Annotated in this window: 9 protein-coding genes; 7 read left to right on the top strand and 2 right to left on the bottom strand. The window is 52.9% G+C overall.

The features are described from left to right. Positions 1–71: 71 nt before the first annotated feature. The gene (gene pgl, locus OGV79_RS08495; RefSeq protein WP_024130516.1) at positions 72–1067 is read left to right on the top strand and encodes a 6-phosphogluconolactonase; all 996 of its coding nucleotides are present in this window, start codon (positions 72–74) and stop codon (positions 1065–1067) included. Between the two features lie 59 nt (positions 1068–1126). On the opposite strand, the gene OGV79_RS08490 is transcribed toward pgl, so the two are convergent. Beyond that, complete coding sequence (locus tag OGV79_RS08490; protein ID WP_047458020.1) at positions 1127–2065, bottom strand: LysR family transcriptional regulator; 939 nt, start codon at positions 2063–2065, stop codon at positions 1127–1129. A gap of 198 nt (positions 2066–2263) precedes the next feature. On the opposite strand from OGV79_RS08490, the gene OGV79_RS08485 reads away from it, so the two are divergent. From OGV79_RS08485 to OGV79_RS08475, 3 genes are all read left to right on the top strand, one after another. Then, the gene (locus OGV79_RS08485; RefSeq protein WP_115609475.1) at positions 2264–3319 is read left to right on the top strand and encodes a 4-oxalomesaconate tautomerase; all 1056 of its coding nucleotides are present in this window, start codon (positions 2264–2266) and stop codon (positions 3317–3319) included. 85 nt (positions 3320–3404) lie between these two features. After that, positions 3405–4838: an anion permease gene (locus OGV79_RS08480; protein WP_012133213.1), complete on the top strand. Its 1434-nt coding sequence runs from the start codon at positions 3405–3407 to the stop codon at positions 4836–4838. An 84-nt stretch (positions 4839–4922) separates the two neighbouring features. Further along, complete coding sequence (locus OGV79_RS08475) at positions 4923–7181, top strand: hydratase (RefSeq protein ID WP_115181822.1); 2259 nt, start codon at positions 4923–4925, stop codon at positions 7179–7181. Between the two features lie 72 nt (positions 7182–7253). Here the strand turns inward: OGV79_RS08475 and OGV79_RS08470 are convergent, their stop codons facing one another. After that, on the bottom strand, positions 7254–8537 hold the full coding sequence (locus OGV79_RS08470; protein WP_012133211.1) for a putative acyl-CoA thioester hydrolase: 1284 nt from the start codon (positions 8535–8537) through the stop codon (positions 7254–7256). Positions 8538–8768: 231 nt separating this feature from the next. Here OGV79_RS08470 and hutI point away from each other — a divergent pair, with 231 nt between their 5' ends. The 3 genes from hutI (at position 8769) to OGV79_RS08455 (ending at position 11738) form a co-directional block, all read left to right on the top strand. After that, positions 8769–9992, top strand: coding sequence for an imidazolonepropionase (hutI, locus tag OGV79_RS08465; RefSeq protein ID WP_049009614.1), 1224 nt, complete (start codon positions 8769–8771; stop codon positions 9990–9992). Next, entirely contained in the window at positions 9989–10930 is a 942-nt protein-coding gene (hutG, locus tag OGV79_RS08460) for a formimidoylglutamase (protein WP_012133208.1), read from the top strand. Before hutI ends, hutG begins: the two co-directional genes overlap by 4 nt. Positions 10931–11018: 88 nt before the next feature. Further along, positions 11019–11738, top strand: coding sequence for a histidine utilization repressor (locus OGV79_RS08455; protein ID WP_012133207.1), 720 nt, complete (start codon positions 11019–11021; stop codon positions 11736–11738). Positions 11739–11758: the final 20 nt, after the last annotated feature.

Here is an 11758-nt window from a genome sequence, read left to right as displayed (position 1 = left end):
TCACCGTTAAAAGCGTCTACGTTAAGCTGTATTCCGCAATTGCAGACAGTTGCCATAAGGAAGGAGTAGTCATGAAGCAAACCGTTTATACCGCCAGCCCTGAGAGCCAGCAAATTCACGTCTGGAGCCTGAATCATGACGGCTCGCTGAAGCTGGTGCAGGTGGTTGATGTACCGGGGCAGGTTCAGCCGATGGTGGTCAGCCCTGATAAGCGCTATCTCTATGTTGGCGTCCGTCCTGAGTTCCGCGTGCTGGCTTACCGTATTGCGCCGGATGACGGCGCGCTGACCTTCGCGGCGGAGTCCGCTCTGCCGGGTAGCCCAACCCATATCTCTACCGATCATCAGGGCCGTTTTGTGTTTGTTGGCTCGTACAATGCCGGTAACGTCAGCGTGACCCGTCTGGATGATGGCCTGCCGGCTGGCGTGGTGGATGTCGTTGAAGGGCTGGAAGGGTGCCACTCAGCGAATATCTCGCCGGATAACCGGACGCTGTGGGTGCCTGCGCTGAAGCAGGATCGCATTTGCCTGTTTACGCTCAGTGACGACGGCAAACTGGTCGCCCAGGAACCGGCGGAAGTCACCACCGTTGAGGGGGCCGGGCCGCGCCATATGGCGTTCCACCCGAACCAGCAATATGCCTACTGCGTGAATGAACTGAACAGCTCTGTTGATGTCTGGGAGCTGAAAGATCCGCACGGCAATATTGAATGCGTGCAGACGCTGGATATGATGCCTGCCGATTTTTCTGACACGCGTTGGGCGGCGGATATCCACATTACGCCGGATGGCCGTCATCTGTATGCCTGTGACCGTACCGCCAGCCTGATTACCGTTTTTAGCGTTTCTGAAGACGGCAGCGTACTGACGAAAGAGGGCTTCCAGCCGACCGAAACGCAGCCGCGCGGCTTTAACGTCGATCATAGCGGTAAGTATCTGATTGCCGCCGGGCAGAAGTCACACCATATTGCGGTGTATGCCATTGCCGGTGAGCAGGGGTTGCTGACGGAGAAAGGCCGTTATGCGGTAGGCCAGGGGCCTATGTGGGTCGTGGTTAACGCGTATTAATATTCCGTGACGTTGTGCCCGGTGGCGCTCGCTTACCGGGCCGTCGGCCGGATACGGCGTTATTGTTGCCGCTGTGGTTCAGCAAAAGGCGTCCACAGCGTGTCTTTATCATCGGCCCAGACATTCAAAAGCAGAGAGAAAAAACGCTCTGCCGGAGGAGAGAGAACGGCGTCTTTGCGCCGGATAATCCCTAACGTGCGTCTGATAACGGGTTCGATCAACGGGATTCCGATAAGCGTGGGATGCACTGTCTGAGGCATTGCCAGCCCCGGCAGCGCAGAAATACCCAGCCCGGCCTCAACCAGCCCAAGCGAGGTCGATAAATGACGAACCTCGTAAAACCAGTCCAGCTTCCAGGGTTTATCCGCCAGATTGTGCTCAATAAGCAGCCTGTTACCGCTGGATGACCGCACGCCAATCAATTTGTAGCCCACCAACTCCTGCCATTCGACCAGTTGCTTACTGGCTAAGGGATGGTTTCGTCGACAGGCCAGAACAAACGGTTCATTCACCAGCGGGGTGAAGTCAATAGCAGAATTTGTGATGCTGTTCATATTTATGCCGAAATCAGCTTCGTTACCCAACACCGATTCCATGCAGTTGTTCGTACCTTTTTCAAGAATTCGTATTTTGATATTGGGGTACAACTCATTAAATTTTCCGATAGCAAGGGGTAAAAAATAGAAAACAGCGGTCGGAATACAGGACAATGTGATCGTGCCGTGGTGATAAGCATTCATTTCGCGAACATTAAAAAGAGCTTCATCCAATTTTCTTATTAATTCTCTGGCTTCCGGTAACAGCATCCTCCCCGCTTTTGTTAATTCTACTTTACGTGTTGTTCTCTCAAAAAGCAGGGTATGTAAATCATCTTCCATCTTTTTTATTCTGCGAGTTAATGCAGGTTGCGTAATGTTAAGTAATTTAGCGGCTTTGTTAAATGATCCTGCCTCTGCCAGTGTGACAAATGCCTTCATACTTGATAATTCGTGTTTCATCATAACTCCAGAAAATAGAATCCAGGGATTCCCTGATTTGCTGCCCCAGGAGAGAAAAACGTAGTTTATATGTAAATTATCCGTCTTGATTAATGCAAATAAATTATCAATCATAAATTTAAAGTCATTAGCCTCTCTATTCTGCGCGTGCAACCATGTCCTCATTAACGCTAATGTTTTTTAATTGAGGGCAATGTTATGAAAAAAATTCCCTGCACGTTGATGCGAGGGGGAACATCCAGAGGGGCGTTTTTATTAGCAGAACACCTTCCTGAGGAGAGACAGCGGCGCGATGCCATATTGATGGCAATTATGGGATCGGGGAATGAACTGGAAATAGATGGCATTGGCGGCGGTAATCCGTTGACCAGTAAAGTGGCCATTATCCGTCGTTCGGATGACTCAAAAGCAGATATCGACTATTTATTTGCTCAGGTTCTGGTACATGAACACCGCGTTGATACCACGCCGAACTGTGGAAATATGCTTTCCGCGGTAGGCGCATTTGCGATTGAACATGGCTTAATTGAGACTACGCCGCCCGTCACGCGCGTGCGTATACGTAATGTAAATACAAATACGTATATCGAAGCGGACGTGCAGACGCCGGACGGCGCCGTTGAGTACGAAGGCCAGGCAAAAATCGATGGCGTACCGGGAACGGCCGCGCCCGTGGCACTCACGTTTTTGAACGCTGCTGGCGCCAAAACCGGGCAAATTTTTCCGACCGGTCATCGTGTCGATCATTTTAATTCCGTTGCCGTCACCTGTATTGATATGGCGATGCCGGTGGTCATTATCGCTGCCGAAGATGTCGGTAAAACGGGTTATGAATCCCCTGCGGAACTCGATGCCGATACTGAATTATTGCGCCGCATTGAATCCATCCGTTTGCAGGCGGGTAAAGCGATGGGGTTAGGCGACGTCAGCAATATGGTTATTCCTAAACCGATGCTTATTTCCCCGGCCAGACGGGGCGGGACGATCAATGTGCGCTATTTTATGCCGCACTCCTGCCATAAGGCGCTGGCGATTACTGGTGCTATCGCGCTTGCCAGTAGTTGTGCGACAGAAGGGACGGTCGCCCACCGGATGACGCAATTGACGGACTATGGCGATATAAATATCGAACACCCGGGCGGGTGCCTTGATATTCATTTAACAAATGAAGGTAATGAGCCTTCTTCAATACGTGCTTCTGTTATTCGCACAGCAAGAAAGATTTTTGCAGGTGAAGTTTATATTCCTGAATGATGTTGATCTCATTTCGCTGTGATTAAGGAAAATAAAACAATGCCTTTTCTGTATAACGAATACAGATAAATCAGGGTGCAAAAAAATGAATAAAAAATCTATATGGAAGCTAATTATTATATTAGCGATCCCGTGTATTATTGGCTTAATTCCTGCGCCAGCCGGTCTGAGTGAACTCGCCTGGGTTCTCTTTGGCATCTATCTTGCGGCAATCGTGGGGCTGGTGATAAAACCGTTTCCCGAACCCGTTGTATTATTGATTGCCGTTGCGGCATCGATGGTCGTGGTCGGAAATTTAAGTGAAGGGGCGTTTAAAACGACCAGCGTGCTCAGCGGTTATGCCTCTGGAACGACGTGGTTGGTATTTTCTGCGTTTACGTTAAGCGCCGCGTTTGTCACTACCGGTCTGGGCAAACGCATTGCGTATATTCTGATTGGTAAGATTGGGAATACCACGCTGGGGCTGGGCTACGTCACGGTTTTTCTCGATCTGGTTCTCTCTCCGGCAACGCCGTCAAACACGGCGCGCGCAGGCGGCATTGTTTTACCTATTATCAACAGTGTGGCCGTCGCGCTGGGTTCTGAGCCTGAAAAAAGCCCCCGTCGTGTCGGTCATTACTTAATGATGTCCGTGTATATGGTCACGAAAACGACCAGTTATATGTTTTTTACCGCAATGGCAGGGAACATACTGGCGCTGAAAATGATCAACGATATTTGCCATCTGCAATTAAGCTGGGGAGGATGGGCGCTGGCAGCAATGGTGCCGGGTATCATTATGTTACTGGTGACGCCGCTGGTGATTTATACCATGTACCCACCGGAAATTAAAAAGGTTGATAATAAGACGATCGCGAAAGCCGGGCTTCAGGATCTCGGGCCAATGAAAGGCCGTGAGAAATTACTGCTGGGTATTTTTGTCCTCGCGCTGTCAGGCTGGATTTTCAGTAAACAACTTGGCGTGGATGAATCAACCGTTGCGATTGTGGTGATGGGCGCGATGTTGTTACTGGGCGTGGTGAGCTGGGATGATGTCGTTAAAAATAAGGGCGGCTGGAATACATTAATCTGGTACGGCGGTATCATTGGCTTAAGCTCTTTATTATCGAAAGTGAAGTTTTTTGACTGGCTGGCTGAACTGTTTAAAAACAACCTCTCTTTTGATAATCATGGTAACGTGGCGTTCTTCGTCATTTTGTTCCTGAGTATTATTGTCCGTTATTTCTTTGCCTCCGGTAGCGCTTATATTGTGGCGATGATGCCGGTATTTGCCATGCTGGCGAATGTCTCTGGCGCGCCATTAATGCTAACCGCGCTGGCCTTATTATTCTCCAACTCTTATGGCGGAATGGTCACGCACTATGGCGGTGCCGCTGGCCCGGTTATTTTCGGGGTCGGTTATAACGATATAAAGTCCTGGTGGCTCGTCGGCGCGGTTCTGACCATCTTAACGTTCCTGGTACATATCACGATTGGTATCTGGTGGTGGAACATGTTGATTGACTGGAACATGCTGTAATCAACCGTCAGCGTTCATTTTTATTATTAATGACATTGTCTGTTGTCCGTGCATGGAAACATGCACGGCAATGTGGAGTAATGAATGATTAAGTTATATGACAAAGGGATTTATCTCTCCGGTAACAATGAGATAATTGCAGAAGAACAGTATTGCGGTAATGTACAAAAAGAGGAAGCCAAAAAAGGCACCATCGCATGGTCCATTCTTGCGTCTCATAATACGTCAGGAAATATGGATAAACTTAAAATCAAGTTTGATTCGTTAACCTCCCACGATATTACCTATGTAGGCATAATTCAGACCGCGAAAGCGTCCGGGATGGCGCGTTTTCCATTACCTTATGTTCTCACAAACTGTCATAACTCATTATGCGCCGTTGGTGGAACCATTAATGGCGATGATCATCTTTTTGGACTTTCCGCCGCGCAGCGCTATGGCGGTATTTATGTGCCGCCCCATATTGCGGTCATCCACCAATATATGCGCGAGATGATGGCGGGTGGTGGAAAAATGATTTTAGGCTCAGACAGCCACACGCGCTACGGTGCGCTGGGGACGATGGCCGTAGGGGAGGGCGGAGGTGAACTCGTCAAACAACTGTTGAATGATAGCTGGGATATCGATTATCCAGGCGTCGTGGCGGTATATCTGACGGGAAAACCGGCGCCAGGCGTTGGCCCGCAGGATGTGGCGTTAGCCATCATTGGCGCCGTATTTAAAAATGGCTATGTCAAAAATAAGGTCATGGAATTTGTGGGGCCGGGCATTAGCGCAATGTCCACGGACTTCCGTAACAGTGTTGATGTCATGACCACGGAGACGACCTGCCTGAGTTCGGTGTGGCAAACGGATGATGAAACCCGTAGCTGGCTGGCGTTACATGGCCGTGAACCGGACTATCGACAGCTGAATCCGCAGCCAATGGCCTGGTACGATGGCTGTATTTATGTTGATTTGAACACAATTAAACCGATGATCGCGCTACCTTTCCATCCGAGCAATGTGTATGAAATCGACACATTAAATGAGAATTTGACGGATATTCTGCACCAGGTAGAAATTGAGTCTGCGTGCATTGCCCGTGGGAAAGCCAAAATCTCACTGCTGGATAAAGTTGAGAAGGGAAGATTAAAGGTTCAGCAGGGAATTATTGCCGGATGCTCAGGCGGTAACTATGAGAACGTCATTGCGGCGGCGAATGCGTTGCGCGGTAAATCGTGTGGTAACGAGACGTTCTCACTCGCGGTTTACCCCTCTTCACAGCCTGTATTTATGGATCTGGCGAAAAAAGGCGTGGTGGCCGATTTAACTGGCGCGGGCGCAATCATCAGAACCGCTTTCTGCGGCCCATGCTTTGGCGCTGGCGATACGCCCGTTAACAACGGGCTGAGCATTCGCCACACCACCCGTAACTTCCCGAACCGTGAAGGTTCGAAACCGGGTAATGGTCAAATGTCCGCGGTTGCGCTGATGGATGCGCGTTCTATTGCGGCGACGGCAATAAATGGGGGCTATCTGACCTCCGCCGCTGAACTGGACTGCTGGGAAAACGTTCCTGACTATGCGTTTGATCCCACTCCGTACAAAAACCGTGTCTATCAGGGTTTTGTTAAAGGGGCGACGCAGCAATCGCTCATCTATGGCCCGAATATTAAAGACTGGCCGGCGCTGGGGGCGCTGACGGAAAATATTCTGCTCAAGGTGGCGTCAAAAATTCTTGATGAAGTCACAACGACGGATGAGCTGATCCCGTCCGGGGAGACCTCGTCTTTCCGCTCAAACCCGGTTGGTCTGGCGGAGTTCACCCTGTCACGCCGCGATCCAGACTATGTTGGCCGAAGCAAAGCAACCGCGACGCTGGAAAAACAGCGTCTGGCAGGCGAGGTGAGTGAGCTGGAGCCGGTCTTTGCCCGTATTCGCACTATTGCGGGCCAGGAAAACACCGATCCGTTAGCCACCGGGATTGGCAGCATGATTTATGCCGTTAAGCCGGGAGACGGTTCCGCGCGTGAACAGGCGGCAAGCTGTCAGCGCGTGATTGGCGGTCTGGCGAATATAGCTCAGGAGTATGCGACGAAACGCTACCGTTCGAATGTGATCAACTGGGGAATGTTGCCGCTGCAAATGGCGGGTGAGCCTGGGTTTGACGTCGGGGATTATATTTACATTCCTGGCGTCCGTACGGCGCTGGATCAATGCGCAACCACCTTAAAAGGCTATGTGATTCATGACGATGAAATCACGGAAATCAGTCTGTATCTGGAAAGCCTGACCGCCGAGGAACGTGAAATTATCAAAGCGGGAAGTCTGATTAATTTCAATAAAAACCGTCAGATGTAAAAAAAGGTCGTCACGCCCGGCGTGACGACCTTTTCTCTTTTATCTGGCCTGAAGAATAATCGTCAGCAGATATTATTGCTTCGGTTCGGCAACCACTTTACTGCCTAAACCCCGGTTGTTGTATTCCCACATCCGGTTAAAGTTCGTGTCGTTCAGGTTACGCTGTACCTCGTCTTTATCATCCTTCGCGCCAGTATTCCCGGCAAAAGGACGTTTGGAGATAACGGCGTCAGCCCACGGTTTCGCCATATTGAACCCTTCGTTAATCACGCTATCGCGGATAACGACCTGACCGTTGGTGTTGGCATCCACATCCAGCGAACGCCCCAGTTGTGCGACGCCATCACCTGCGGCGGTAAAGCGGCTGTTGGTGGCGAGGAAACCGTAATAAATATTCGACAGCGTTGCCGGAGCGAAAACATACGCTTCCTGCTGGGTACGGGAGTTCACCACGCGGAAATCGGTGTTATCGAACACCACTGCGCCGCGACCGGAAACCATATCCACATCCCCTTCAATGTAACTGTTCGTCACCAGCGTGCGTGGTTGGCGATCGTTTTGCAGGCGGTTCTGTACGCCGCTGTTGGTCACGAAGAAGGTATTCTGGCGACCCAGAATGTTCACTTTATTAATCTGCACTTTGTCGCCGTCAGTGCGTAAGGCCACTGCCGGATGGTTGCCGGCGTCAACGCTGTCACCGAGATTGTTTTCGATGGTCAGATTTTGTAACTGCAAGCCGTCATTCTGTGACCAGACCACCGCAGAACACATCACGCCAATGCTGGCGCCGCGTTTGCTCTGGCAGTTATCAAACATATACCACGCAGGTTTGCCCGGCATGTATTTACCGCCCGGGTTCACTGAACGACGCCAGTCGGTCGTGCTCATTTCGCCGTCAATCGCCTGGCCGATTTTCACATCAATCGCGTTCTCGCCCGTACCGTACAGCGTCAGGCTGCCAGGCGCCGCCGGGATATACACGGTTCCCTGATACTCGCCCGGCATAATGGCGATGTACAGACGCTTGCTGCTGCGCTGCGTAATTGCTGCATCTACCGCCGCCTGAATGGTGGTGTGCGTCACGCCTGGCGTGCCAGCCGGGCCGACAACGAAGTCAGGTTGCGCAGGCAGCGTAATGGCGGAAGGCGTCCACGGCGCCGTATTCGGCGTCAGTGACGAGAAATAGTGTGCAGCAACGAAATTCTGCGCTTCGTTCGCCGACAGGATCGGACGCGAGGAGGTGCCTGGCGCGGTCTGATCGGATGGGATTTGATCGGGCGGCGTAGAGCTACAGGCGGTCAGCGTCACGCCAAAAGCCAGTGCCAGCGCCAGACGGGAAACCGAAAATGTGTTCACAGGTTGCTCCGGGCTTTGAAAGTTAAATTAATTCCATTGAAGCCTGCTTTTTTATACTAAGTTGAGCGAAACGGGAAGGTGAAAAGGTAAAAAGTTCTTTTTTAGACGCCGCGCACCCGACGTTCCAGGCAAGTACATCACAAATAAATAACATTCATGGCCTGTAAGATTGACAACCCCGGCAGAATAAAAAATAAATGTATAGACAACCCATGACAAGTGATGAACCCAATGGCGCAACTTTTACCTGATGACACGATCTGGCGGAATGGCCGACTGGCGACGATGGACCCTGAACGCGGTAGCCCTTATGGGATGGTGGACGATCATGCGCTTGTCGTCCGCCAGGGCCGGATACTGGATATTGTGCCTGCGTCGTCGCTCAACGCCGAGCACCGCAATACCGTGGATCTGCAAGGCCGACTGGTCACGCCCGGATTGATTGACTGTCACACCCACCTGATTTTTGGCGGTACGCGCGCCGGGGAGTGGGAGCAGCGGCTTAACGGCGTGTCGTACCAGCAGATCAGCGCGCAGGGCGGTGGTATCAACGCGACCGTCGCTGCGACCCGGACGGCCTCTGAAGATGAACTTTTAGCCGTTGCGCGTGCGCGGATGGCGCGATTGCTGCAAGAAGGCGTTACGTTGCTGGAGGTGAAATCCGGCTATGGCCTGAATTTCGCCACGGAAGAGAAAATGTTGCGCGTTGCCGCTGCGCTGGCGCATGAAAACAGGGTGGAAATCAGTCCTACCCTGCTGGCGGCACATGCGACGCCAGCAGAATACCGTGACGATCCCGACGGCTATATCACGCTGGTTTGCGAAAGTATTCTGCCCGGATTATGGGCAAAAGGGCTGTTTGAGTCGGTGGATCTTTTCTGTGAAAGCGTGGGGTTTAACCTGGCGCAGAGTGAGCGGGTATTTCAGGCCGCTCAGGCGTTGGGCATTCCGGTAAAAGGGCACGTTGAGCAGCTCTCCTTGCTGGGGGGCGCACAACTGGTGAGTCGTTATCAGGGGTTATCCGCTGACCATATTGAGTATCTGGATGAGGCTGGCGTGGCGGCGATGAGTCGCAGCGGCACCGTGGGCGTTCTGCTGCCGGGGGCGTTTTATTTCCTCAAAGAGACGCAGCGCCCGCCGGTGGCGTTGCTCCGCCACTATGGCGTGCCAATGGCAGTTGCAACGGACTTTAACCCCGGCACCAGTCCGTTTATCAGTTTGCATCTGGCGATGAACATGGCTTGCGTACAGTTTGGCTTAACGCCGGAAGAGGCGTGGGCGGGCGTGACGCGGCATGCTGCGCGCGCGCTGGGGCGGCAGACGACGCATGGGCAATTGAAAGCGGGATATGTCGCTGACTTTGCCGTATGGGACGCTGAGCTTCCGGTTGAAATCCTTTATGAACCGGGGCGTAACCCGCTCTGTCACCGTGTATTCAGAGGAGAAGTAACATGACGCAATGGCAACCCGCATCCCCCACGCTCTGGCAGGGGCGTGATGACAGCGCCGAGGCGGCTAACGCGCTGCGTCTCTTTCAGACGGTGACGCGCAGCCCGACGTTTTCTCCCGAAATGTATCGTGAAAAAATCGCCTTGCTCGGCTTTGCCTGTGACGAAGGCGTGAAGCGAAACCAGGGGCGACCTGGCGCTGCTGGCGCGCCGGATGCCCTGCGCCGGGCGCTGGCGAACCTGGCCTCTCACCACGGCCACGATCGGCTGGTGGATTTAGGCAACATTATTGCGCAAGCCCCCGATCTGGAAGGCGCGCAGCAGGCGCTTCGCGATGCGGTACGGCGCTGCCAGCAGGCGGATATGCGCACGTTTGTGCTAGGCGGCGGACATGAAACGGCGTTTGGGCATGGCGCGGGACTGCTCGATGCGTTCCCGCATGCCAGAGTCGGCATTATTAATCTTGATGCGCATCTGGATCTGCGTCGGGCTGACCACGCCACCTCCGGTACGCCGTTTCGCCAGTTGGCGCAATTATGCGATGAACAGCAGCGTGAGTTTCATTACGCCTGCTTTGGCGTCAGTCGGGCGGCAAATACGCAGGCGTTATGGGATGAGGCGCAACAACGCGGAGTGACCATCGTAGAAGACGTGGATTGTGATACCGCTCAGGCGCCGTTGGCGCAGGTTATCGACAGCGTGGATAAGATCTACCTGACCATCGATCTTGATGTGCTGCCCGCCTGGGAGATGCCCGCAGTGTCTGCGCCCGCAGCGCTCGGTGTGCCGTTGGCGACGGTGATGCGGCTTGTCGATGCCGTTTGTCGCAGCGGTAAGCTACAGGCGGTGGATATGGTTGAATTTAATCCGCGCTTTGACGATGATGGCAACGCAGCGCGTGTTGCGGCACGCCTCGGCTGGCAAATCGCACACGGGTGGCGTTAATCGCGATGTTTGTCCGGCCCAGAATCGCGTTACAGGCTGGATAATGCCATCCGGCAAATAAAATCATACGCTTAAGGAAGGCTTACGCATGCTCCCATCCCGTTCTGCCCCTGTGCCTTTCTATGAAAAGGTCAAACAGACGATCAGCGACAACATCGCCAGCGGCGTCTGGCGCCCGCATGACCGCATTCCCTCGGAAGCGGAACTGGTGGCGCAATTTGGCTTCAGCCGGATGACAATCAACCGGGCGTTGCGGGAATTAACGGATGAAGGGCTGCTGGTGCGTTTACAGGGCGTCGGCACATTTGTGGCGGAACCGAAAGGGCAGTCCGCACTGTTTGAAATTCGCAGCATTGCCGATGAAATCGCCGCCCGTCACCATCAGCACCGCTGTGAGGTGCTGACGCTGGAACAGACACAGGCGAATGCGCTTCAGGCCACGGCCCTGAATGTGCGTGAAGGCACGCTGATTTTTCATTCGGTGATGGTGCACTATGAAAACGATCTGCCGGTGCAGATTGAGGATCGCTGTGTGAATGCCGGCGTTGTACCGGATTATCTGGCGCAGGATTACAGCCAGACCACGCCTCATGCATACCTGTCGCTGATCGCCCCGCTAACGGAAGGGGAGCACATTGTGGAAGCCGTGCGCGCCACGGCGGAAGAGTGCGCGCTGCTGAACATTAAGGAGCACGATCCCTGCCTGTTAATTCATCGGCGCACCTGGTCTGCGTCGCACATTGTTTCTCACGCTCGCCTGCTTTTTCCCGGTTCTCGCTACCGGTTGCAGGGCCATTTTATGTCCTGAATGACGGCGCGATAAAAAGC

The organism is Citrobacter sp. CK185 (assembly GCF_030333565.1).
GTDB classification, from domain to species: domain Bacteria; phylum Pseudomonadota; class Gammaproteobacteria; order Enterobacterales; family Enterobacteriaceae; genus Citrobacter_B; species Citrobacter_B koseri.
The sequence above is the reverse complement of the archived record's forward strand: the minus strand, read 5'-3'. Positions and strand labels throughout refer to the sequence as shown.

Bases quoted from the DNA above. Each gene is read 5' to 3' on its own strand.
- pgl (WP_024130516.1), top strand. From the start codon at position 72: ATGAAGCAAACCGTTTATACCGCCAGCCCTGAGAGCCAGCAAATTCAC.
- OGV79_RS08490 (WP_047458020.1), bottom strand. From the start codon at position 2,065: ATGAAACACGAATTATCAAGTATGAAGGCATTTGTCACACTGGCAGAG.
- OGV79_RS08485 (WP_115609475.1), top strand. From the start codon at position 2,264: ATGAAAAAAATTCCCTGCACGTTGATGCGAGGGGGAACATCCAGAGGG.
- OGV79_RS08480 (WP_012133213.1), top strand. From the start codon at position 3,405: ATGAATAAAAAATCTATATGGAAGCTAATTATTATATTAGCGATCCCG.
- OGV79_RS08475 (WP_115181822.1), top strand. From the start codon at position 4,923: ATGATTAAGTTATATGACAAAGGGATTTATCTCTCCGGTAACAATGAG.
- hutI (WP_049009614.1), top strand. From the start codon at position 8,769: ATGGCGCAACTTTTACCTGATGACACGATCTGGCGGAATGGCCGACTG.
- hutG (WP_012133208.1), top strand. From the start codon at position 9,989: ATGACGCAATGGCAACCCGCATCCCCCACGCTCTGGCAGGGGCGTGAT.
- OGV79_RS08455 (WP_012133207.1), top strand. From the start codon at position 11,019: ATGCTCCCATCCCGTTCTGCCCCTGTGCCTTTCTATGAAAAGGTCAAA.